This is a genomic window from Wenzhouxiangella sp. 15190 (genome assembly GCF_003417465.1).
Classification (GTDB): Bacteria; Pseudomonadota; Gammaproteobacteria; order Xanthomonadales; family Wenzhouxiangellaceae; genus Wenzhouxiangella.
This window is the reverse complement of the sequence record NZ_QVMV01000018.1, coordinates 1-23,845: the sequence shown is the minus strand read 5'-3', so window position 1 is coordinate 23,845 and position 23,845 is coordinate 1. Positions and strand designations below refer to the sequence as shown.

General features: G+C 61.4%; 16 protein-coding genes and 1 pseudogene. 8 read left to right on the top strand and 9 right to left on the bottom strand.

Annotated elements, in window-relative coordinates; genetic code table 11:
- The first annotated feature begins 127 nt into the window (after positions 1 to 127).
- Together DZK26_RS04610 and DZK26_RS14125 are read left to right on the top strand one after the other, a co-directional pair.
- Complete coding sequence (locus tag DZK26_RS04610; protein ID WP_116898388.1) at positions 128 to 3,253, top strand: DNRLRE domain-containing protein; 3,126 nt, start codon at positions 128 to 130, stop codon at positions 3,251 to 3,253.
- A 36-nt stretch (positions 3,254 to 3,289) separates the two neighbouring features.
- Complete coding sequence (locus tag DZK26_RS14125; protein ID WP_147306664.1) at positions 3,290 to 4,792, top strand: hypothetical protein; 1,503 nt, start codon at positions 3,290 to 3,292, stop codon at positions 4,790 to 4,792.
- Positions 4,793 to 4,958: 166 nt separating this feature from the next.
- On the opposite strand, the gene DZK26_RS04605 is transcribed toward DZK26_RS14125, so the two are convergent.
- A complete protein-coding gene (locus tag DZK26_RS04605) occupies positions 4,959 to 6,269 on the bottom strand; it encodes an amidohydrolase family protein (RefSeq protein WP_181918398.1) in 1,311 nt (436 codons plus the stop codon).
- Positions 6,266 to 9,385, bottom strand: coding sequence for an amidohydrolase family protein (locus tag DZK26_RS04600; protein ID WP_181918399.1), 3,120 nt, complete (start codon positions 9,383 to 9,385; stop codon positions 6,266 to 6,268). The genes DZK26_RS04605 and DZK26_RS04600 overlap by 4 nt, the downstream gene beginning before the upstream one ends.
- Before the next feature lie 756 nt (positions 9,386 to 10,141).
- Here DZK26_RS04600 and DZK26_RS04595 point away from each other — a divergent pair.
- Positions 10,142 to 11,452 (top strand): acetyl-CoA carboxylase biotin carboxylase subunit family protein, encoded by a 1,311-nt coding sequence (locus DZK26_RS04595; RefSeq protein ID WP_116898391.1) that lies wholly within the window; start codon positions 10,142 to 10,144, stop codon positions 11,450 to 11,452.
- A gap of 171 nt (positions 11,453 to 11,623) precedes the next feature.
- Here DZK26_RS04595 and DZK26_RS04590 read toward each other — a convergent pair.
- A pseudogene (locus tag DZK26_RS04590) lies at positions 11,624 to 11,812 on the bottom strand (hypothetical protein); the annotation flags it as partial.
- A gap of 269 nt (positions 11,813 to 12,081) precedes the next feature.
- On the opposite strand from DZK26_RS04590, the gene DZK26_RS04585 reads away from it, so the two are divergent.
- Together DZK26_RS04585 and DZK26_RS04580 are read left to right on the top strand one after the other, a co-directional pair.
- A complete protein-coding gene (locus DZK26_RS04585) occupies positions 12,082 to 12,357 on the top strand; it encodes a YqjD family protein (protein WP_116898392.1) in 276 nt (91 codons plus the stop codon).
- 28 nt (positions 12,358 to 12,385) lie between these two features.
- Positions 12,386 to 12,862: a phage holin family protein gene (locus DZK26_RS04580; RefSeq protein WP_116898393.1), complete on the top strand. Its 477-nt coding sequence runs from the start codon at positions 12,386 to 12,388 to the stop codon at positions 12,860 to 12,862.
- A gap of 10 nt (positions 12,863 to 12,872) precedes the next feature.
- Here DZK26_RS04580 and DZK26_RS04575 read toward each other — a convergent pair whose 3' ends face one another.
- On the bottom strand, positions 12,873 to 13,904 hold the full coding sequence (locus tag DZK26_RS04575) for a DedA family protein (protein ID WP_116898394.1): 1,032 nt from the start codon (positions 13,902 to 13,904) through the stop codon (positions 12,873 to 12,875).
- Between the two features lie 403 nt (positions 13,905 to 14,307).
- On the opposite strand from DZK26_RS04575, the gene DZK26_RS04570 reads away from it, so the two are divergent.
- The 3 genes from DZK26_RS04570 (at position 14,308) to DZK26_RS04560 (ending at position 16,602) form a co-directional block, all read left to right on the top strand.
- A complete protein-coding gene (locus DZK26_RS04570; protein WP_147306665.1) occupies positions 14,308 to 15,096 on the top strand; it encodes a hypothetical protein in 789 nt (262 codons plus the stop codon).
- 353 nt (positions 15,097 to 15,449) lie between these two features.
- Positions 15,450 to 15,935 carry a VOC family protein gene (locus tag DZK26_RS04565; protein ID WP_116898396.1) on the top strand — a complete coding sequence of 162 codons (486 nt, stop codon included), beginning with the start codon at positions 15,450 to 15,452 and terminating at the stop codon, positions 15,933 to 15,935.
- 1 nt (position 15,936) lies between these two features.
- A complete protein-coding gene (locus tag DZK26_RS04560; RefSeq protein ID WP_116898397.1) occupies positions 15,937 to 16,602 on the top strand; it encodes a dihydrofolate reductase family protein in 666 nt (221 codons plus the stop codon).
- A gap of 330 nt (positions 16,603 to 16,932) precedes the next feature.
- On the opposite strand, the gene DZK26_RS04555 is transcribed toward DZK26_RS04560, so the two are convergent.
- The 5 genes from DZK26_RS04555 to DZK26_RS04535 all read right to left on the bottom strand — a co-directional run.
- Positions 16,933 to 19,422, bottom strand: coding sequence for a Mur ligase family protein (locus DZK26_RS04555; protein ID WP_116898398.1), 2,490 nt, complete (start codon positions 19,420 to 19,422; stop codon positions 16,933 to 16,935).
- 6 nt (positions 19,423 to 19,428) lie between these two features.
- Complete coding sequence (locus tag DZK26_RS04550) at positions 19,429 to 20,208, bottom strand: class I SAM-dependent methyltransferase (RefSeq protein WP_181918400.1); 780 nt, start codon at positions 20,206 to 20,208, stop codon at positions 19,429 to 19,431.
- Between the two features lie 603 nt (positions 20,209 to 20,811).
- Positions 20,812 to 22,140: an aminotransferase class V-fold PLP-dependent enzyme gene (locus tag DZK26_RS04545; RefSeq protein ID WP_116898400.1), complete on the bottom strand. Its 1,329-nt coding sequence runs from the start codon at positions 22,138 to 22,140 to the stop codon at positions 20,812 to 20,814.
- A 168-nt stretch (positions 22,141 to 22,308) separates the two neighbouring features.
- Positions 22,309 to 23,289: an NAD(P)-dependent alcohol dehydrogenase gene (locus DZK26_RS04540; RefSeq protein ID WP_220376491.1), complete on the bottom strand. Its 981-nt coding sequence runs from the start codon at positions 23,287 to 23,289 to the stop codon at positions 22,309 to 22,311.
- Between the two features lie 57 nt (positions 23,290 to 23,346).
- A partial coding sequence (locus tag DZK26_RS04535; RefSeq protein ID WP_116898401.1) for a DUF808 family protein occupies positions 23,347 to 23,845 on the bottom strand: 499 nt, incomplete at its 5' end.

Sequence of the window (23,845 nt, the reverse complement as noted above, 5' to 3'; positions counted from 1 at the left end):
CTCGACTGTCTGCCGCGGCTAGTCTGCGTCGGGAGGAGGGATCCGCGAAACCGACAATGAGTTCGTCGAAGCGTTCGAATGGCTCTGGAAGTTCAGTCCATTCAATTGCAAGCACACGGTGTCGATCATGCTGACAATCGAAAGCACCATCAACACACGAACCAGATTCGGCCCCGGCCGAAGTTCCGGCCCGCTTGGGGGTCTAGCCATCCTGGCGATTTTTGCACTGGGATGGCAGGAAACCGCCCTGTCTGACACATCACAATGTTTCTATCCCGAGGCCGATACTTTCGCGTCAAGACAGGATCCCGCCCAGAACTTTGGCGATTCAGGAGATCTGGAGGTAACCAACTGCTGCGATGTCGGTTCTGACAACCGAACCGGTTATCTCCGCTTTAATCTCGATCCCATTCCAGCCGATGCCACGATCCTGTCTGCAGACCTGCATCTTCATCTCAACAACATTTCCCCGACAGATGGCACGACACAGACACATCTTAGGGCGATCAACGAGAGCTGGGCGGAGAATACGCTGACCTGGGACAACAGGCCCGGCATTTCATCGACCAACCTGGATTCCGCAAATGCGAAAGACGCTCCCCGGTGGCTGTCCTGGACTGCCGACGGACTGGTCAGCGACTGGATCACCGGCACGCGGACAAACCACGGCCTGGCCGTCGTGGCTGGCGGGTTCTCGGCGCTTGCTCGCTTCCGGACAAAAGACGCGTCCAGCGAACGAAATCAGCCACGCCTGTGCGTGAATTGGGACCTAGACGTAGAAGCCGATTTGGCGGTCACAGCCGTTGAAGTCACCCAGGGCACCCAGGATTTAAACAACAGTGTTCGGCTGGTGGCCGGCAAACCAACCTACGTGCGCGTGCATGTGGAGGACAGGGCCGGTGGCCGCTTTCGCACTTTCGCCACTCTCACAGCCGACAACGGCAACGAGAGCCAGGTTTTGCACCCCATCAACGAAAATGCCGGACACATTGTGGCGAAATCGTCCCCCATGCGTTCATCACTCAATCACGCTTTTCTGTTCCGGCTGCCCAATTGGCCGACCGACTTCACGCAGGGCATCGTCACCCTCACCGCGGAAGTCAACCCCGAGACAGGGTGGCGGGGTCGCTATCCACCGGAATCCAACTTCGAAAACAATACTCAATCAGTCAACGTGAATTTCGAGTGGGTCCCCCGAATTGGCCTGGTGCTATACGCGATTGATTATGAAGTGGATGACGGCAGCGGTAGCCAGGAGCTTCAGGAAACGTCCTTTAGCCACTTGGATCACATGGTCTCGTGGCTCGAGCGGGCCTATCCGGTATCCGATATCTGGTATACGCGCCGGCGCCTGACATTCGCCGATGTAAGCGTTGAAGGTGGCGACTTCAGTCTGAAGGCCAAAGAGGTCAACTCGTTTCTAAAATCCCTGCAACAAGAAGCTCGGAATGCCGGCCGTTGGTCGGGCATGGTGGGTGACGAAAAGGACATACGCTACTACGGCATGGTGGCCGACACCGCCGGTTGCGGTGGTATTCCCTGCATGCGTGGCAAGGCAAAAATCGGTGGCAATGTGGCCGCAGGACCGACCGGCAGCGCGAACTGGGGGTGGGACTTCGACGGCAGTTTTGGCGACTGGTATGGGGCGCACGAGTTGGGACACAACTTTGGACGCCGCCACGCAGAATTTTGCGGGGCCAAGAAAGGAAGAAGTTTTCCGCATGACTTTGGTCTGATCAGTCCCACCCGATCCGGTGACGATGCAATCTTTGGCTTCGATTTGGCTCCTGAAAGCGTCGGCAGCAGTTCGCGTGAATTCGAAGTCTACCGCTGGGCCTGGGCCGATGTCATGACCTACTGCGACAACCAGTGGATCAGTGATTTTACTTACCACGGGGTGATGGACTTTATCCAGCGCAAGGTCGAGCCTTCGGGCACCGCGACGCGGGCTGAAGTAGAAAGTACTGGGGTTACCGACCGACTGCAGGTCAACGGCAGCATCGATCCGGATACCGGTGACGTCCAACTTCAGCCATTATTTGTTTTACGCGATGCTGGAGACCTTGAGCCTCGCACGCCGGGCGATTATGAAATTGTCTTGCGAGACCAGAACAGTGAGGAGCTGGCACGGTACGCGTTTACGCCAGAAGAGATGAGCTCCGGACCAACAGAGCCGGGCACCGGTTTTACCGAGGACGTATCCTTGTTGATCTCGGAACTGGTTCCCTATGTTGAAGGGACGGCGAGGGTCGAAATCGAAGATTCCACCAGAGTACTCGCCACCGTCAACGCGGGAATCAACCCGCCGAACGTTGAAGTCCTAAGCCCCGGCGGTGGCGAGACAATATCGACCGACCCAGTTGAAGTTGACTGGAACGCATCGGATCCGGACGGTGACCCACTGACTTACCGGGTGCAATTCAGCCACGATGGTGGCACGACTTGGGAGCCTGTCACTCGCAATCTGGCTACCACCCAAGCGGCCATTCCCCGGGCCAACTTGCCCAGCACCAGTCAGGGACTCTTCAGGGTCACCGCCAGCGACGGCATCCATACGGGCAGCGATGTCTCCGACGGCACATTTACTCTGTCAACCGTGTCACCGACGGCTGAGATCATTTCACCTGCCAGCGGCACCTATGTTAGTCAAAGCCAGACGCTAACGCTGGAGGTTAAAGCCTTCTCTCCCAATGTCGGCTCGCTGAACGACGACCAGATCCTCTGGGCTTCGAGCGTCGACAGCATCCTTGGCAGCGGAAAGCGACTGACCGTGACTGGATTGACTCCTGGTGAGCACAACATAGGGGTGCTGGTGGACGACGGTGTGGCGGACGTGTTCCAGTCCGTCGACTCGGTATTTGTCGTCGAAAACCCGACATTGTTGCCCAGTCTCACCGCAGGCTTGGAGCACGGTCCGGATCATCTCCAGTTCCGGCCGGCATTCGGCTTGGACACCCAGACCATAACCGTTGACAATCGAAGCGGACGCGACAGCATCGGCTGGTCCGCGTCCGCATTCACAGTTGGTATTGGGGGTGACAAAGATTGGATCACCCTGGATAGGAACGCGGGAACGACACCCGCAGAGATTACCGTTTCAGTGGATACCAGTGGCCTGGGAACAGGCGTCTTCCTCGGAACCATCCTTCTGTCCAATGATGCCAACGAGGAAACCGAGTCGGTGAATGTCACCCTCTGGAACTTCGGGCCGGGTGATCTGAGCGATGTAATTTTCCAAGATGCTTTCGAGTAGCCTTGCGGCCCGACACTCGGATGGGAGAGCCACTCTATGATGCACATAAAAGCTTTTTTTCTAAACACTCTTGTTCTTGGGCTTATATCCGGGATCTCCGGACTGGCAGTAGCCCAAAGCCCGACAACCCAAAGCTCAACCTTTACCTATCAAGGTCAATTGCACGACGGTGGCGGGCACTTCAGTGGCACCGCGCAGATGGACTTTCTCCTATATGACAGCCGGGTTGACGGCGACCAGGTCGGCGCAACCCAGAGCTTTTCCGATGTCGCAATCGAAGATGGGCTATTCCAGGTCGAGTTAAATTTCGGAGAGGTCTTGAACGGCGAGCGATGGATTGAAGTGGTTGTCGAAGGAAAAACACTTGCACCACGGCAGCGCGTTACATCTGTTCCAACTGCGGTTCATGCAATGAATGTTCCCCCGAACCTCGATGTCAGCTCGATTATCGCTGATCGAATTACCATTAATGACACGCTGCCCAAAATCAGCGAAGTCGGTACTGATCCCGCACGGGCAATCAATGCACTGTCAATGTTGTTCGATGAAACGCCGTGGACTGAGCCCATTTACCATCCCGGGGCCGCTCACGGTGAGGATAGTTTCCTGGGAGGTGTTCTTGCACCTATGGGACAGATTGTCTTTGCACCGTTCGGCTCCAATCACGTTGGAATCTACGATTACTCAACGCACACCTTTACACCCGGCCCTGCGCACGGCGAGGGCGGGACTGCATTTTCCGGAGCAGCATTGGCGTCCGACGGAAAGGTGATTTTCGCACCATCTCAATCAGATCATGTGGGCATCTACGATGCGGGTACCGGGACTTATACATCCGGACCTGCACACGGTGAGGGGGAGTCCGCATTTTCTGGCGCGGTACTGGCACCCAACGGCAAGATAATTCTTGTGCCTTATAAATCTCAGCACGTGGGCATCTATGATCCGGCGACAAATAGCTACACTTCCGGCCCTGCGCATGGTGCCGGGGAGGGTGCTTTCACCGGGGCAGCGCTGACGTCAAATGGCGACGTGATTTTTGCGCCTAGAATGTCCGATCATGTCGGCATCTATGATCCGGCGACCGGGACATACAATTCTGGCCCGGCGCATAACGAAGGAGATGGAGCATTCCGCGGAGCCTCTCTGGCGCCCACAGGTGATGTGATATTTACGCCGCACGAGTCCGATCATGTCGGGCTCTACGACCCTGAAGCCGGGACATACATTGCCGGCCCGGCGCACGGACAGGGAGGGAGCGCCTTTCAGGGAGCTGCGCTGACACCTGCTGGCAAGGTGGTTTTTGCTCCTCGCCAATCTGCTCAAGTAGGAATCTTCGATCCGGAAGCAGGAACCTACACATCCGGGCCGGCGCATGGGAGCGGAAATTTTGCATTTGCCGGAGCAGTATTGGCGCCATCCGGCGAAGTGATTTTTGTACCGCTTATCTCAGATAATGTGGGCATTCTGGATTCGGGGGCTCAAACGATCAGGCCACGAGTGACGGCACTCCACCCTCTCATCAATAATGGCATGTGAGCCTTCGTTCGCAAGACCAATCCAGACACATAAAGTACGACTCACCCCGACTCGGCCGATCACGGCACGCCGGGCGCCGACAACAGCGATCCCTTATCGCCGACGATGTGGCGGCATTTCAATGAACATCGCGCCGGCTTGCCAGCCGGCGCGCGTCCCCTGCCGATCAGCGAAGACGCTGACGATACTTCTCGGCCAGGGCCTTGTGATGATTACCCAGATCGACTTGGCGACCGTCGATGAACAGCGCTTCGACGGCATGTTCACGATAGTCGAGAACATCGCCGCTGCTTACCAGCAGCGATGCGGAATAGCCCGGCGCGATACGGCCGATTTCATCGCCCACCCCGAGCATTTCGGCTGGCGTGCGGGTAATCATGGCCAGCGCAGTCTGGCGGTCCAGGCCGTGGGCCACCAGGTAGCCGGCGGCAAACGCCAGGTTGCGGGTGTCCCAGTAGCCGCTGTAGGCCAGCGCCGTCTTCACGCCCGCCTCGTCGAGAATCGCCGGTGCCCGGAAGGCAGCGTCGTAACCATCCCCGTCGCGGATCGGCATGCCGAATGTCGCAGTGTAGACGACGTCGATCTCCGCGGCAGCCAGCTCATCGGCCAGACGCCAGGCATCGCGCCCGCCCACCAGCGTGAACGCCAGGTCCTCGGACTCGGCAAAGCGAATGGCCTGTTCGATCTGGCGCAGGCCGTCGGCATGAATGAACAGCCGCACGTCACCGCCGAACACACCGCGCATCGCCTCGAGCCGCTCGTCGCGAGGCGTTTCCTCGTCGGCCGAGCGCCGAAGGTGATAGGCGCGCGCCTCGTCGAAGAAATCGAGCAGTTCCCGGCGTTCGCGCTGGGCCCGCTCGACCGGATCGGAGCCCGAAGACCCGCCGAACCACGACCAGCGCGGACGCGGCGAAGGCCAGCGCACGTGCAGCGCGTCGTTTGCCTTGACCAGGGCGTCTTCCCAGTGCCATCCGTCGGTGTGCATCAGGCTGCTGCGTCCGGACACCAGACCGTTCTGCGGCACGACCTGGACATGCGTCAGGCCGTTGGATCGCACCGTGGGGATGACCTCGGAGTCGGCATTGAAGGCGATGTGGCCCTGCACCTCGGGGGTGAAGGTGCCCACCTCCTCGGTGTCGACGGTGGCGCGCACCGCCGATATCTCGACCAGGCCGAGCGTGGTGTCCAGCCCGACCAGGCCGGGATAGATGTGCCGGCCGTTCAGCGCGATGACTTCGGCATCGTCGGGCACCGGCAGCGAGCGTCCGACCGCGGCGATGCGGCCGTCGCGGATAAGCACGTCGCCATCGCTGATAACGCCGTCCTCGCCCTGCTGCGGGTCCATGGTGACGATCCGGCCGCCCTGCAACAGCAGGACTTCGGCCGGCGCTTCGCCAGGCGCGTAAGGACTGGCCATGAGCTGACTGGTCAGCAACAACGCCAGCGCGGCAAAAATCCATCGTGTCACTCGACTCATGACTGATCCCCGCGGTTGAGAATGGCCCACACGTCGACGTTGTGTTCGCAGTGCCATTCGTGTTGGTGTTCAACGTCTTGCTCATCGTCTTCGCGCGGCGCTTCGTCGCCGGCCAGCACGCGCTCGATCAGCGCCTGTTTCTCGCTGGCGGCCGCCTGGCGCAGTTCCTCGTCCTCGCTGCGGCTGAAGTAGCGGCGTCCGTCGACCCAGGTCTCATCGGCCCTCGCGTAGACCGACAGCGGGTGATCGTTCCAGATCACGAAATCGGCCTGCTTGCCCGGCTCGAGCGAACCCACGTATTCATCGATCTCGAGCTGCCTCGCCGGGTTGATCGTGACCAGATCCAGCACCTGCTCCTCGGTGACGTTGTCGCAATAGGTAAGCGACTTGGCCGCCTCCTGGTTCAGTCGCCGGTGCAAGTCGGCGCTGTCAGAGTTGACCGACGTCAGCACACCCGCCTCCATCATCAAGCAGGTGTTGTAGGGGATGGCGTCGATGACCTCGTACTTGTAGGCCCACCAGTCGGCAAAGCTCGACGCCCCGGCGCCGTGCTCGGCCATCTCGCTGGCGACCTTGTAGCCCTCGAGAATGTGAGTGAAGGTCTGGATGGTGAAGCCCATCGATTCGGCCAGTCGCATGAAGGCGAGAATTTCCGAGGCGACGTAGGAGTGCACGTGCACGAAACGCTCCTCGTTGACCACCTCGGCCAGGGCCTCAAGCTGGTAATCAACCCGCGGCGGGGCGGTATCGCGACGCGCCCGGCTCGACAACTCATTGTAGGCCTGGTGGCGCTCACGGTAGGCCACTGACGCGTTGAGGGCGGCGCGCATCAGCGTGTTCACACCCATGCGCGTTTGCGGATAACGGCTGTCGACGTCGTCGCCCCAGTTGCTCTGCTTGACGTTCTCGCCCAGCGCGAACTTGATGCTGGGCGGGGCTTCATTCATTTTCAGTCCCTCGGCGTCCTGCCCCCAGCGCAGTTTGATCACCTGGGCCTGACCGCCGATCGGGTTGGCCGAACCGTGCAACAGCTGCGCGATGGTGGTCCCGCCGGCCAGGCCGCGGTAGATGTCCACGTCGTTTCCGGTGACCACGTCGGCAATGCGCACCTCGGACGTGACCGGGTGCGAACCCTCGTTCACGCCGCGCGAGATGGCGATGTGGGAATGCTCGTCGATCAGCCCCGGCGTAACGTGCCGGCCCTCGGCATCGATCACGGTCGCGCCCTGCGGTGCGGCGAGGTCCTCACCCACTTCGCGGATCAGGCCGTCGCGTACCAGCAAGTCGGCGTTCTCGAGCACGCCCTGCTCGCCCTGGGTCCAGATGGTGGCATTGCGAACCAGCACGTCGCGTTGCTGCGGCATCTCGGCGCGGCCGAAGGCCTGGTTGGGGGAGACGATGCGCGAGACCGGGGCGCGATCCGCCGTTTCGGCCTCTCCGGATTGTTTATCGTCGTTTTTATCGGCTTCTTCGTCGGCGACCGCCGCTTGGTTCAACGCCAGCGCCCGGGTGGAGCCGTCCGGCCCGATCGTCTCACCGCTCAGGCCCTCGTCGGAGGGGCGCAGAACCAGGCGCGTCGCCTTGGGCCAATCGCCCAGTGCATCCGCGCTGCGGGCACGCAGCTCGCCGAAAGCCACACTGGCTTCTTTGAAGGACAGCTTGCCGTCCTCGTGCTCGAAGCTGACCTTGAGTTTCTTGCCTCGTGCGGGGGCGACGCTGAGCGTGCCTTCCACGCCGCCCAGCTCGCCGGCGTAATCGCCCAGCAGGGCGCGCTGTTCCATCGCCACTTGCTCGTGGCGGTGTCCATCGACCCAGGTTTCGAGCAGACGCGCGTCGGAGTCGAACAGATCGCCGTCGGCGACCACCAGGTTGGCGCGATAGCCCGGCGCGATTCTCCCCAGCTCCTCATCGGCGCCGATCAGATCGGCGGGCGTGGTCGTCAGCGCCGCCAGCGCGGTGTCGGCACCCAGTCCACGCTCGACGGCACGTCGCAGATTCGGCCAGAACTTATCGGCTTTCTCCATTCCGTGCTGGGTAAATGCCATTCGGAGTCCCGCTTCGGCCAGCATGGCCGGCTGGTAGGCCGCACGCTCCCATCGGCGCAGCTCGGCCACCGAGGCATCCAGCACGTCACCAGAGGTGGCTACAGGCGGCGGCTTGGGGAAATCCAACGACACCAGCACCGGATGACCGGTCTCGGCCAGCGCCTCGGCGTGTTCCCAGGCGTGGGCGTCGGCCCGCAGGATCATCGGCAGATCGAATTCGGCCGCCAGCGCGCTGGCACGCAGCATCGACTCGGCGTTGCCCGGGTCGAACAGCAGGCCGCGCCCGAACACGTCCTGCATTGCGGCCAGTCCCCGCTGCATGGCTACGGGTTCGTCGAGGAATCGGGTGTCGTCGGCGGCCAGCGCCTGCGGATACCACTGGGCATCGCTCAAGGTTTGGCGAAGCAGCGCGATGCTGCCCATCAACGAACTCGGATAAGCCTGGCTGGAGGCACCCTTGTTGAAAGCGCCGAAGTGCAAGCCATCGGCGTCGATCACGCGCTCATTGGCGCTGCCGGGTGCCAGCGAAACCAGCGCCCCGCGACCGCGCAGGATGCCGTCCAGGCGGGCGGTCTGCACGGCGGCGAATCCATTGCCGCGCCAGCGCTCGGCCGCATCGCCGTCGGGCTCGAACGCCGCCACCCACTCGCGGTCGGCATGCAGGGCGGCGTTCCAGGAAACCGCACCGGGTCGCTCGACCTCGTAAATCGGCGGATCGCCCCAACTCGTGCCGTCGCCCTCGGCGGACGGCACGCCGTACTCGGCCATCAGATCGATAAAGCCGGGATAAACGAAAGCGCCCTCAAGATCGATGCGCTGCACACCTTGCGGCGCCTCGAGATCCTCCCCGACGGCGACGATGCGCTCGTCCTCGATCAGGATCGTGGCGTTATCCAGGCGCTCGCCGGGCTCGGTGACCACCGTGGCGTTGACCAGGGCGTAATGAGAATCGGCGTTGTCCTGAAGCCCCTGGATGGGCGCCTGCGCGGCTGCCGTCGCGCCCGCAAGAATCAGGACGATGGCGAAGAGCCAGTTGACGGCAACACGGCAACCGTGTCGTTCGATGGGCATGGAATGCTCCTTGGATTGGCAGGCAAAACAGACCTGCATGATGTTAAGGCTCGCACCACTCCTTTGACGCGGCTCCATCGGGAGCGGGCGTGCCTTTTTGTACGGATAGTGTGTCCTGCCTGGCAAGGCAGCGGCCACTCATTCTCCAAGTTTTGTGCACTCGGGTCCAGTCGGGCATGAAAAGCACCCTGGATTGAGCCATCCTGAGAAGCCCGTCCGAGCTTTCACCTGTGCGAGGCCCGCCGAAGACGACGGCATGGGACACGAGTGGTCGGACCGGCCCGTACGTCCCTTCTGATGACGCAGGTCAATTTTTCCTTCACTTTTACTACGAAGTGATTGACAGGCCCTTCGCATGGGCGTAAATCTATACTCGACGCGGAAGCCTCACAAGGGTGAAGCGGCACTAGAGAGCTCGATCCAGCGAGATCTGGTGGCAAAAGCCAAGACTCTTGAAGTTGGAAGCATTTTTGTCGAATATCAGGATCCCAGCGCTAGTGCTCCAATCTCAAATTATCCGCGGACAGACCCCGGTTCCAGAAGACCGGGGTTTTGTTATGAGCGGGAATCTCCTTCCCGCCCTGTTTTCCTCGAGATGCCCATTCCGGCAGCATGACCAGCCTGGCCGACCAAGACGATTCTTTCAGAAGACTCTTGATTGTCCTGATTCCTGATACAGGTCAATACCTATTCGGAGCAGGCCCGGTAGCCTCGATGTTGTTGACAGGCAGCACCACCTTGAATGGAGGGCTCCGGATGAAGAACGTCTATGTCATGGGTCTCGACCGGTTTCATCTCGACCTGCTCGAAACGATTCACGACGACAACGAGGAATACGAGTACCACGCGCTGTTCGACAAGTCGCAGATCGTTCATCCCCCCGAACTCGCCTACCCATCGATGAACGACATCCTCGCACATGCCGGTGAACTGTTCGAGGCGGCGCCGGCGCCGCCTGATGGCGTGATGGGCTACTGGGATCTGCCGACCTCACTGGCCGTGCCGCTGGTCGCCAGGGAGTTCGGGCTGCCGGGCGCGCCGCTGGCAGCGGTCGCCAAGTGCGAACACAAATACTGGTCGCGCATTGAACAGCGCAAGGCCGTCCCGGAGGTGGTGGGTCGGTTTCAGGCCATCGATCCGTTCGCTGACGATCCGCTTGCCGGACTCGAACTCGACTATCCTTTCTGGTTCAAGCCAATCAAGTCGCATTCGTCGTTTCTCGGCTTTCATGTCGACAGCCGAAAAACGTTCGAGCAGCACCTGCCGCAGGTGCGCAAACAGATCGGCATCATGGCCAGGCCGATGAACCAGTTCCTTGAACACGTCGACGTGCCCGACGAGATCGCGCCGATCGACGGTTACCATTGCATCATCGAGGAGATCGTCTCACAAGGCGAGCAGTGCACGCTCGAGGGCTATTGCTGGGAAGGCGAGGTATTGATCTTCGGCGTCATCGACTCGAAGCGTTTCGGTAAGCACGGCTCCTCGTTCAGCCATTACCAGTATCCCTCGGCATTACCGGTCGAAGTGCAGGAACGGATGATCGAAATCGCCCGCAAGGTGATGCGGCATTTCGGCTATGACGGCGCCGCGTTCAACATCGAGTTCTACTGGGATCCGGATGCCGACACCATCCGCCTTCTCGAAATCAATGCGCGCATCTCGAAGTCGCATTCGCCGCTGTTTCTGATGGTCGATGGCGTGCCCAACCAGAAGGTGGTCCTCGACCTGGCGCTGGGGCGGCGGCCGGCATTTCCCTATCGCGAAGGCGATTTCCATTTCTCGGGCAAGTTCATGCTGCGCTACTTCGAAGACGGTATCATCGAGCGCGTTCCCAACGATCGGGACATCGCCCGCGTGCAGGCGAAGTATCCGGAAGCCCGGATCCGCGTGCTGGCCTCACAGGGCACGGCGCTCAGCGATCTGGAATTGCAAGACAGTTACAGCTTCGAAGTCGCCGAAATCTTTCTCGGCGCCGACAACGAGGACGATTTGCTGGTGAAATACGAGGAAGTGCGCGACCTGCTCGATTTCCGGATACGTCCGTTCGGGCCGGAGGCCGCATGAGAACGCGAAAAAACGCGTCTTGAGTGACAACTGGGACGCGAAGCCATTCCGGGGGATTTCGTTTAGCTCCGAATACACGGCGCCGGACGTGTCGCCATCATTCCGCCATGGTTCAGTCACTCAGCCTGCTGGTCAGCTGAGAGGAGCCGCGCTTCAACCCCCGCATGACGATCAGCACTCTTCGCGCCCGCTGGCAGGTCCCCAGGATAGGCGCGCGCCTTCCACGCTCAATTCGCGTCCGAGGGCACGCATCAGGCTGAAGCAGGGAAGACACAGGATCAAGGCGACCGGCAAGCCTGCGGCGATGGCGCCGGTCTGCAGGCTGTCGAGGGCTCTTTCGCCGCCGACGATCAGAAGCGCCCAAACTGGGACACCCACGAATTCACCGAAGTTGCGCTAGTCAACGTGCAGGCCAGGCCGGAAAATATCGCCTCCGTTCGAAGGAGATTGCCTGCAGAAACAAATTACTGGTGTACCGGTTATCGGTCCCGGTTCTCGCCGATTTCGGAGAAAGAATCGTGGGTGTTCTGGTTTTTGGGTTTTGTGTGGGTTTTTGTGGCCCGGTTTTTCGTCCGATGCTATTCTGATCAGGCGATTCTTTGTCAAATTACGCATAACAGGAGGGCCCCATGGCCACTGCAACGGACAAGGAACTTAAAGAGCTGAAAGACGAGTTTTCCGCACTGAAAGGTGAGCTCTCAGAGATGAGCAAGACCGTTTCCAGGCTGGCACACTCCGCAACCGACGAAGGCCGGGACCGTATCCGCGCCGCGGCCAATCAATCGCGCGAGCAGGCCCGCCAGAGCTGGAGTGCGTTCGAGAAGGAAATCGAGGAACGCCCGATGACCAGCATCGCAGCCGCGCTCGGCATCGGTTTCATTCTCGGCAAGCTGCTCAGCCGCTGAAAGCAAGCACTGATATCCGGAGAGTGCGATGCTGAAGAAGCTGAAGAGACGCATTGAAACCGGCGCGTTGGTGACGGCGTTGATCGTGCCGCTGGCGTTGTGCGTGTTCGCGTTTCTCAGCCTCGCCGGCTACTTCGCTTTCAGCGAAACCTTGCCACCGAAACTGGCCGCGTTGGTGACGGCAGCATGCGGCATCGTGCTGATCGCTCTGATCCTGGTAATCGCGCGAATTGCCAACGCCGGCCGCGGCGGTTCTTCGCGATCGACCGCTCGATCGGATAGAGAAGATCTCGATCTTGGCGAGGATTTCGAGAACTTCCTGCGCGAACACGCCGACCCGGTGCTGAGCGACTGGGTCCGAAACCACCCCGACAGGGCAGCGATCGCGACGCTGGCACTGGGCATCGCGGCCGGTTACAGCGACCGTTTCCGTCATGTGCTGATGGACCTGTATTCGCGCTATTCGGAATCCGAATCCCTGCGTCGATCCCAGCGTCAGCGCTGACGTGCTGAGATCACCGGGGCGAATCGCCCTGCTCCTCTTCCGGGGAGGGGGGCTTCGAGCGCAGGGCGGTCCCGGGCAGTTCCAGCGTCGTCGCCCAGGCCATCCCCAGGGCCAACCCCAGTGCGATTCCCGACGGCGCTGCCCAGCCGGCCACGACCGTTCCCAGCGCGACCGTGCACAAGACGAACGTGCCGATCGCCGCACAAGCCACCGCACCTCCCCAATCAAGCATCCTGGCCGTGAGCGCCGTCGTATGAACCAGCAGCACCGCTGCAACGGCGACCGGCACCGAGGGGAACTCGGCACCGGGGACGTGTCCTTCGAGCACGAATCGATCGAGGAAATAGGCGCCGCCGGCCGCGCCTACGACACCGACGCCGATTCGGATCGCGGCGAACCAGCCCACCCGCCACCAGGCGAAGGCCATCAGCGGCACCGCCACTTCGAAGACACCGGGCCAGTGAAATGCCAGCAGCCCGCCGCATGCGATCGAGACCGCCTCATCGGTTCGAGTCTTTCCCATCCACTCGAGAACAGGGAAGTCGATCAGCGCCAACCCCTCGACCGCCTGAGTCTGACTGAACACCAGGCCCGCGCCTCCGATCGCTCCCATAAGGGCGAAGAATCCCAGCGTCAGGCTCAGCCCCTGGGCCAAGCGCGGGTCGAACCGTCGGTTTAGCCAGCGGACCCCGGGCGCGAGCGTCCGTGCAATTCCCTGAGTGCCGGTCACCCGGAGCGTTAACCGGATCGAAGGGCCGAAGAATCGCTGAAGCGGCGCCCATTCCAGCATTCCGGTGCCCCAACGGCGACCCACGTAAAATCCGGTGGCATTGCCCGCAATAGTCGCAGACACCACGACCCCCAGCAGGACATCCATCTCGAGGTGGCCGCGCGAGGCGAGAATCCCACCGACCACGACGGCAAGCTCCCCCGGCGTCACGAAACCCAGGAAGAATGCGCCCTCCGACCAGCAGAACAGCCCGATCAGCAGGTAGATCGTGAAGGGTGAAAGCTCGAGAAGCGGCTGGAGGAGTTTGTCCATGAATGCCTGTGTGTTCGGAAACGGGGCCGAACCATCGGATGAGGCGCCACGGTCACCAGCACGATCGTTCTTCCACAGCCCCCTTGTGGAGTATAAAGACGCCATTTTGAAGCGTCGAATGGCCAATCGATGACCGCAGCATCAGGAGACGAATTCGGGACACCCTGCAAGACGCTAGCCCTTGCCCGAAGTTGACCTCAGGCAGCCCGCAGACACTTCTCTATACGCCAAACCCCGGCCATTCGAGCACGAATTTCAGCAGATTCTGATATCCAGCCGACCATGGCCAGGATGATTGAGCCAAGAACATCGTGGGTGCCCCGGTTTTCAGGATTGGCTGATCGGACATATTGCGATATGGTTCATCGACCGCAACCGTTCGTCGCCACTGATCGGAGCCACGATGACGCGTGCAAAACAGCTCCGGGTGTTGATCCTGCTGCTGCTTCTTTTTCCGCTGGTGATTGTCGCCTTCTGGGAGCAAGACCATCGGCCCGACTGGTCGGATACGCTCGTCGTCGCCGTCTACCCCTATAATGCCGATGGCTCGGCAGAGGTTCGGCGCTGGCTTGACTCGCTCGACGGCGAGTATTTCGATCCAGTCGAGGACTGGTTGGCCGCGCAGGCGACACGCCACGGCTTACCCCTCGATCGACCCTTCGATATTCGGATGGGGCGACCGCTCCGGAGCACGCCGCCCCTGCCGCCAGGCAACGGCAGCTACTGGCGGAAACTGGAATGGGCAGTAAGCCTCCGCTGGTGGCACTGGCGACTGGATACCCGCGGCCTGAACCCCGACATCGTGATCATCGCTCGCTACAGCGCCCAGGACGACCCAAACCTGGATGCGCAGTCCATCGGCATGTCCAGTCCCCGGCTGGGGTTGGCCAGCCTGTCAGCCAGCGAAAAACTGCGGGGGCTCAACCAGGTCATCCTCGTCCATGAGCTGCTGCACACCGTTAATGCCCGCGACCTCTACGACCCCGCCACGGGCTTGCCGAAGTTTCCCGAAGGCTACGTCCAACCCGACAGGACACCGCGCTATCCGCAACCGACTGCCGAAATCATGGCGGGCCAAATCCCCATCACGCCGGACTCAGCGCAACAGGCCCCAAGCCTGGCGCGGTGCCAGATTGGACGGCAAACGGCGCACGACATCGGCTGGTTGCCAGGAAAATCCTTATCCCCCTGACAGAATCCGGACCGGCTTGAACTGACCCCGCACATCGAAAACTGACCCGGCATGTCCGGAGAACTAGGACACCCACGACTTCAAATAGTCCTGATCCCGACCACAACGAGGCCGTTTCAGACAGGAAATTAGTGGGTGTCCAGGTTTCTTGACAGCTTAGGCGAGGTAGCATTTCGAAGGGCGCGGAGAAAACCGCTCCCTGTCGAAGCACCTTTTCATCATTCGACCAGGGATTGACGAGCATCCCGGATGGACACGAATCGGGGCACTGCAGGCGCTTGATCTTTGGTTTCGAACCTGGAAGAAAGGGCACCATCCGATGTCACAAAGCTTGAACAGCATGGAGGAAAAACATGGCCGAAGTGATCAACTGCCTGTGGTTCGACCATGGCGAGGCCCGCAAGGCAGCAGAGTTCTATGCCGCCACATTCCCCGACAGCCGGATCGAACGCGTCAACGCAGCCGCGTGCGACTATCCCGGCGGTCGGGAAGGTGACGAATTGACGGTCGAGTTCACCGTGCTCGGTCGGAAGTTCCTCGGCCTCAATGGCGGCCCCGATGTAAAGCCGAATGAGGCCGTCAGCTTTCAGGTCTTGACCAACGACCAGGAAGAAACCGACCGCTACTGGAGCGCGATCGTCGAAAACGGCGGCGCTGAAATTGAATGCGGATGGTGCCGCGACCGTTGGGGTTTTTCCTGGCAGATCACGCCGAGACGATTGATGGAGTTGACGGCCGATTCCGATCGTGAAAAGGCCGCCCGCGCAATGGCGGCGATGATGACGATGAAGAAGATCGATATTGCCCGGATCGAAGCTGCCGCCAAGGGAGAAGGCTGACATGTCGCGCAAGATCATCGGCGCCGCGTTCCTCTCGCTCGACGGGGTAATGCAGGCCCCCGGCGGCCCGGAAGAGGACACGACCGGGGACTTTACGCACGGCGGCTGGCTCACCAGCCTGTTCGACGAAGCGATCGGCCACCAGGTCGATACCGTATTCAGCGAGCCCTTCGACTTACTGCTGGGCCGCAGCACCTATGACATATTCGCCGCCCACTGGCCCTTCATCGACCCCGATCAGGATGCCATTGCCGCAAAGTTCGCCCGCATCTCCAAATACGTGCTGACAAGCTCGGAAGCACCACTCGAATGGCGGGGCAGCCATCGCCTGCCGGACATCGACGCGGTCGCGGCTCTCAAGGACGAAGACGGACCGAACCTGGTGATCCAGGGCAGCTCCACACTCTACCCGCAGCTGCTGGAACGGGGGCTGATCGATCGGCTCGTGCTGATGGTCGCACCACTGGTGCTGGGAAAGGGCAAGCGGCTGTTCGGTGAGGGCACACCGCCCGAAATGTTTCGCCTGGTCGAGCATCGGCTGTCGGCCGGCGGCATCGCCATGTCGACCTTCGAGCCGGCAGGCGATGTCGAAACCGGCTCCTTCGCCATGGACGATCCATCCGAGCGGGAGCTGGCGCGACGCGAGAAGATGAAGGCCGAGGAATGAATTGATTCGCAGCATCTCGGTGATGCTGGTGGTGTCGGCCGGCTCGTTACGCTACCCGTCCACGCCCGCTCCAAGCGCGTCCGAACGCCGGGGAACGCAGCTCAAAAATCCGCAGGTTCCCGCTGTAGCCGCGACAACGGCACGGATCGGCTTTCAACGGCGCACGTCCCAGCGCCGGCCGCATTTGGGGCTACCGGACAGGACGGAAACAGCGCAGCAGCACCTTAAGCGGGCCTTTAAGCCCTGCAAACGCACCTGCCAGCCGAATGATCCGGCAGTCGAGGCGAAAAGCCCGACCTTGGTCGAGCGCAGCATCGTGGCTGCGTGCCGTCACGACGGTCTCCCTGAATCGACCGGCCATTCATTAATCAAACGCCACAGTTCCCGGCGCCGCTTGCCGCCCACGATCACGACGAGATCGCCCGGGCGCCCCATGCCGAGCGCGGACTTGACGCCCTCGTGCTCGTGGCCTTCGACACAGGTCACGGCACTCGGCGACACACCGGCGGCGAGCAGTCCTTCGCGCAGCAGTCTCGGCCCTTCCTCGGGTGCGCGATCGAAGATCTTGCCAAAGTTCTTGCAGACATAGTGATCGAAATGACCCGCTGCCGCCGCCGCGGTCTCACGGATGAAGTCATCGTCGTTTTCGTTGCTGCACGAAAGGCAGGCGATCCGCCGGCCGTCGACCGGAAGACGGTCCACGAACTTGGCAAGCGCCCGCACGCCAGCGGGGTTGTGGGCAAAATCCATGCAGACGTCAAACGGCAGCTTGCGGAAAAAGTTGAGGCGGCCCGGCGTCGTTTCGAAATCGCCCCGCAAGCCCTTCAGGCCGGACGAGATGACATCGATCGACTCCTTCATCAGCCAGGCAACCACCGCGGCGGCAAGCGCGTTCGATACGTTGTGCCGGGCCGCACCCCCGAAGGCCAGTGGAATTTCATCGACAGGCAGCACGGGAAAGCGTCGACCGCCCTGGTGGATGACCAGCCACTCGCGCCCTTCGACGCGTTCCACCACGCCGGCCACGAATTCCAGCGCGAATGCATTCCGCAGCTCCACGGCCGAACGCGACAGAGACACCATGCCGGACACGCGATCACCCAGCGACCCGATCATGGCGCGGCACTGCCGGTCATCGGCGTTGAGGACAACCCTGCGAGCCCGCTCGAGAATGGTGCGCTTGAGGCGCGCGAGCTCGTCCACGCTGCGTACGCCCACATGATCGTTGAGGTGGTCGGCGGTGACGTTCAGGCATGCAGCCACATCACAGCGATCGAACCCCAGACCCGCGCTGCCAGCGCCGCCCCGCGTTGCCTCCAGCACCGCCACTTCCGTGTCGGGATTGTCGAGCACGGTCAGGTGCCCCGGGAGATACCCGTCCTCGAACTCCGATACTTTCCTGTCGTCGATGTAGGAACCGTCGGAGCATGCCAGACCGGTGACGTGCCCGGCAGCGCGCATGATCTGCGCGAGCATGCGCGTCGTGGTGGTCTTGCCGTTGGTGCCGGTCACGGCCATGACCGGAACCAGCGCCGTGGCCGGATCCGGAAATATCCAGTCCACAAAGGCCTGCGCCGCCGGGTACAGCTCGTGGTCATCGAGTGCAGTAACCCCGTCGAGCTCGGGCGCGAGTTCCACGTCGATCACGGTAGCGGCGTTATCGGAACCGGTGTCGTTCCCCGGGCAGATCAGGCTGACCGTCATCAGGCCGACGTTGAGGGAGCGGGCCATTTCGAGCGCGAGCTGCCGTGCCGCGCCGTGATTGTCGGAACGCCGCCAGTCCGCATTCGGATCAGGTCGCTCGAACACCGAATCCCGGCTTTGTCCCGCAACAACGACCTTGAGCTCCGTGCCCGACAGGAAGGGCTGCACCAGAACCCGCGGGCTTTGCTGCAAAGTACGGCCCGCCTCGCGGATGACCGCTTCGCGATCGGGCAACCGTCGAACGGCCGGGCCCGCGTGGCCCCGCCGGCTCGCGCGCAGACAGACCGGGTAGCCGATGCGATCGGCCAGCCGGGCCGCCTTGAGTGCTGCGCCGCACCATTGCCCGGCTGCCCCGCCAGGCAGCGGGAAACCCTGTTCCGCAAGGCGGTCAAACAAGGCTTTACGGTCACGGATAAAGGGATAAACGTCTTGCGACCGGCTGACACAGAACGTGCCGTCTACCGTGTGCTGACGGCAACCGAATCCAAGGCGAAGCAAACCGTTGCGCCGGATGCGAAATTCGCCTTCGATCGGGTCGAAGGGCGGCCTGTCCATGCGCAGGCAAGGCACGCCGCGATCGCGCGCCGCGTCATGAATCGCACGACTGTCCGCCGGCATGGCAAGGGGCCGGGCCTCGTCCAGGAATCGCTCTACACGCCGGCCCAGGGTTGCCAGCCCTTCGCCTACGGGCGTGTGTGCATCGCCCTCGATGAACAGCATTTCAATGGCCGCCTGCGCGATACTTGCAGCATTCATTCCGGTTTCGGGTTCTTCATACTCGAAGAAAACGCGAAAGTCGTCGTCTGCCGCGGGCGCAAGCACGCCGGCTTCGGCAACCGGGTGACGTGCAGCTTGCTGCAGCGAAATACCCAGCCGCGCATATAGCCGGGCCAACAGGCCGTTTCGGCTCCGGCCTGATTCGTGCCCTTTGGATTCCGAAATGTCGCCCCCCGCCAGTGCGGGATGAATGGCCGCCAGGCGGGTCCGCCACGATTCGGGGTCGAATTCGGCCAATCGCTTCACTTCAACCGGCTCGAGCGCAAAAGCCTTTTCGATCACCGTGAGATCGCTGCGTCGATTCGGCCCGGCGTAGACAAAAGCGCTGGTTTCGAGCATGGATTGTCAATCGCGCGCGGCCAGCAACAGCGTGGGGCAGCGATCGCCCAGTTCATACTCGGGAACGTGGCACGCTAGTTCATCGAAGCATTCGGCCAACACCTTGCGTGCCTGTTCGAGCGTCGGAAAGGTATAGCGCGCCGGGCTACCGCGATAAACTTCGATGGTCCGGACTTCGCGGATCGGCCAGTTCAATCGGGTCGCGAGGGATTCGGCATTCACTCCGGCGCTGGCCCAGTGACCCCAGATGTCGCTCACGCAAACGCCCTCGTCCAGGTTGTCGTGGAGTGCCATCGCCAGGCGCCACTTGAACACGTGGAAGCTGCCGATCAACCCGGCGGCGAGATCATCGAACACGGCAGAGACCGATTCACGTTCGGGCGGCTGGACGAACAACCGGATCACCAGAAAGCGACCCGGGCGCAGAACCCGATGGAGTTCGTGCCACAGGCGGCGATGCATCTCGACATTCTCGAGCACCGTGAAACAACCATCGCCGATGACACAGTCCAGGCAGTCGTTGACCAGCGGCATGTCCAGCCAACTTGCACAAATCGGCGTCACGGGTGCCGCAGCGCGACGCGGCAAAATCTCGCGGATCATGCGCCGGCTTCGGTCAACCGACAGCAGCCGGCTGCCCGTCGGCCAGTTCATGCCGACCAGTTCGGGGGTGACGCCCAGAAGCGCATTGCGCATCGATTCGCTGCCTTCATGGCATCGCGCCCGGTCGACCATCCGCTCGGCAATGGCCACGTCCTCGGGTCCCGGCCGGAGCGGTGGCCCCACGCTTTCCCACTGCAAGGCATGCCGTTGCCAATGATCACCCAGCGGGCCGGACGCCCCGGCCGACCGGGTTGCACGGCATGAACCTGCGCCAAACGTCTCAGAGCCAACCATGGTCCATCTCACTCCAGTCAACCTGCCGCCAATGGCGACCAGCGTTCCGGCACCGAGCACAGCCGCGCTGGGGCGATTCGGCGAGGCGCTCGAGCACGGCCAGTCAAGTCATCGTGTCCGAAGGATAACCCGAATCCTGGCGCCATCGCCTTCCAGGAACATGCGAAACATGGCTACAACGCTCGCGGCCCTGCCCTGAGCCGGACAGCGTCTCCGTCAGCGCCTGGCAATGAGCGTCGTAATAATTCAGGAGGACACCCCTCTTTACCGACAGGCTCGTAGATCAGGTCCGCTATGCCCAGACCAATAAAAATCCCCAGCATTCCAGTAGATCCAAGCGCCACCAGTTTCACCTCGACCGCCAGGAAAACGAATGGCGCCAGCAAACAAGGCATACAGCACGTTGGCGAAAGAACCGATACCGAGAGCCCGAAGAACAATCCACCCTACAAGATTGTCGTTTGACTCTCCCAGTACATCCAGAAACTCGCGTCACGGATTTGAGCTTGCCAGGCTTCCGATGACCTCGAGCGTGCGATCGACTTCCCGCTCGGTGTTGATGAGGCTGGGGGCGATGCGGGCATACGAGACCGGATACGGGCTTGCGCTGGCGATGACGCCCTGTTCACCCAGCTTCTCGACCACTGTCGGCGGCTCATGCCCGTCCACCTCGAAACAGATGATGCCCGATGAAAGTTCTTCCGACATCGGGGTGTGCAGCCTGACATGCGCCATGTCGTCCAGGCCCTGCTTGGCCCGCGTATTGAGCGCATGGATGCGTCGCTGTACGCGCGGCTTGCCGATGGCGAGGTGAAACTCGAAGGCGCGGTCCAGTGCCCAGCGATGCTCGAAGCTGTGGAAGCCGCCGGGTGTGTGGTAAGTGCCCGGCGTGACGAGGGGTGAATCAGGAGGCAACATGCCCAGCCATACGCCCACGCTCGGTCCGAAGCTGGGAATGATGGGCTCGAGCGCTTCCCAGGCCCGCGGGCGACCCCAGATCAGGCCGGTACCGCGCGGCCCGAACAGCCACTTGTGGGTCCCGGCAATGAAAAAGTCGCAGCCCAGATCGTCCATGGTGACGTCCTCGATTCCCAGGCCATGCACGCCGTCGACGCAGAAGAGCACCCGACGGTCCGGCTCGCGATCCGCATTGATTTCGGCCAGTGCCTTCGACATCGCCGCCAGGGGCAGCTTGACGCCGGTCGAGGAGTGCACCCACGTTACCGCGAGTACGCGGGTACGTTCATTGATGTGGCGGCGCATACGCGCGATGATCTCGTCGACGTCGGCCCGGGCGCCTTCATCATAGAGGGCAACCTCGCGCACCTTGGCGCCGGTGCGCTCGGCCCGCAGCGCCAACGACTTGATGGTGACGTAGTGATCGTGCGTGGTGGTCAGGATCTCCTGATCCGGTGCCAGTTTCAGTGCGCCGTAGACCAGCCCCAGGCCCATGGTGGTGCTGTCGGTCAGGGCGATGTGATCGGGTTCAGCGCCGAGGTAGCGGCCCGCGGCCTGGCGAACGGCCGGCTCGGCGGTCCTGAAGTGTTCCTCCCAGTATTCGGCCGGGTTGGCGTCGAAGGCGCGGCGATGTGCTTCGATGGCTTCGGCCACCGGTCTCGGATGGCTGGCCAGCAAGAAGGTCGCCATGTGGATGCGCTCATCGGTCAGCGCGAACTGGGCGCGAACGCTCGACCAGTCTTCGGGATCCAGTGGTGCGGCGTCGGGGGTGCCCGTGGCCGGTGCAGGCGCCCGGGCATGAGCCATCAACGGCAGGCTGCCGAGCATCAGGCCGGTGTTTCTCAGGAAGTTGCGGCGTTCCATCTGCAGTCTCCCTCGGCAAGGAAGGTTCCCGACAGTCTAGCTCCGGTACAAAAATTTCTCCACACGACGACAAAGCCCGGCTACGGACACCCACCCCATCCTGGTCGTTGCGACCGCTCGGCTTCTGCCGGACAAAAGCGTGGGTGTCCCAGCCTTCCCTGATTTTTCCTAGTAGCCGGCGACCAACTTTCCCTTGTAGGCACCTGATCTGAATTTTTTGAATAGGTCCGGAATGTCATCAAACCCGAAGTCGCCATCAATCGACACTGTCAGCTTTCCTGATTCGAACAGGTCATTAAAGGCTTCCAGATCCTTGTTTGGGTTCAATGCGACCAGTCGCAACCTTTTTCCGGTCAATGCTCTAATGGGTTGACTTGAGACCAACTGCACCAGCATCTTCGGTACGCTGCCGCCAATCGTGCAATATGTGCCGCCCGGCTTAAGCGCGCTTGCATGAGCCCGGGGCATGCGTGAGGTTTTACAATCGAGAATCAAATCGTACTGTTGACCAGCAGTGGCAAAATCCTTCTGCGTGTAATCGATGACTTCATCAAAACCGAGAGATTTCATGAACGCCAATTTTTCCGTGCTATCAACCCCGGTCGCTCTTTCGATACCAGCATTTCTGGCGAGATGAATTCCGAGACTACCGACACCGCCACCCGCGCCATTGATGAGCAATGAATGCTCCGGACGTAATTGCCCAACATCGAACAAGCCCTGATACGCCAACATTCCCGCTTGCGGAATGGCCGCCGCTTCCTTGAAGCTCATCTTCGCAGGCTTGCGCTCCAACGCCTCTTCCGGTGCACAGACATATTCGGCAAACCCGCCAAATCCGTTGGAAGATAGATCGCCATACACCTCGTCACCGACTTTCCAGCGCGTCACGTGGGCACCCGCAGTTTCAACGACCCCGGCAATATCGCTGCCCAGAATCGGCATGCGCTTGGGTCGGAACAGACCATTGAGGAGTCGATTGATGAAATCACCCCTGAGAAGTTCGTTATCCCAATCATTCAGAGCGCAGGAACGCACCCTGATCAGTACTTCGTCATCTTTGGGAACTGGTGTTGGAACGTCGCCCAGTTGAAGTTGTTCCGGGCCGCCATAGTCATGATAGACCCAGGCTTTCATTTTGTTGTCCATTGTTCTTTGACGTTTAATGGCCCGTTGGATTTCTGTTTATACCAGAGAGGACGTTGACTAATTCGCAAGCCTGGATCCGAGCGAAAGAATCGCCACGATAATAGCGCCGATCGCGACGCCGAGGAGTCCATCGAGCAACAGCGGCGTGACCGACTCGAGCGGGCCGGTCAGTGCCGCCCAGCCCTTGAAGGGGTGCTCGACCCAGGGGATATTGTGCGAGAAGATGCCGCCGCCGACCAGTCCGTACACGACCAACACCACGAGCGCGCTGATGGCGATCAGTACGCCGAGCTGTACGCTCAGCGTCGCCGCGGCGACCGAGCCCAGTGCGATGACGATGATCTCGGCCGACAGGATGAAGTCGGTGCGAATCGCCCCCTTGATCTTCTTGTTCTCGAAGGCGACCAGGTCGACCTCGGGATCGCGAAGCGCCTTCTTCAGCTCCTCCTTCTCCTGCTTATCGACTTCGCTGCGGAAGAGCTTCTGGTGGACCTTGTGGGCGCCCTCGTAGCATAAAAAGGCACCGCCGAGCATCAACAGCGGAACGATCGCCCAC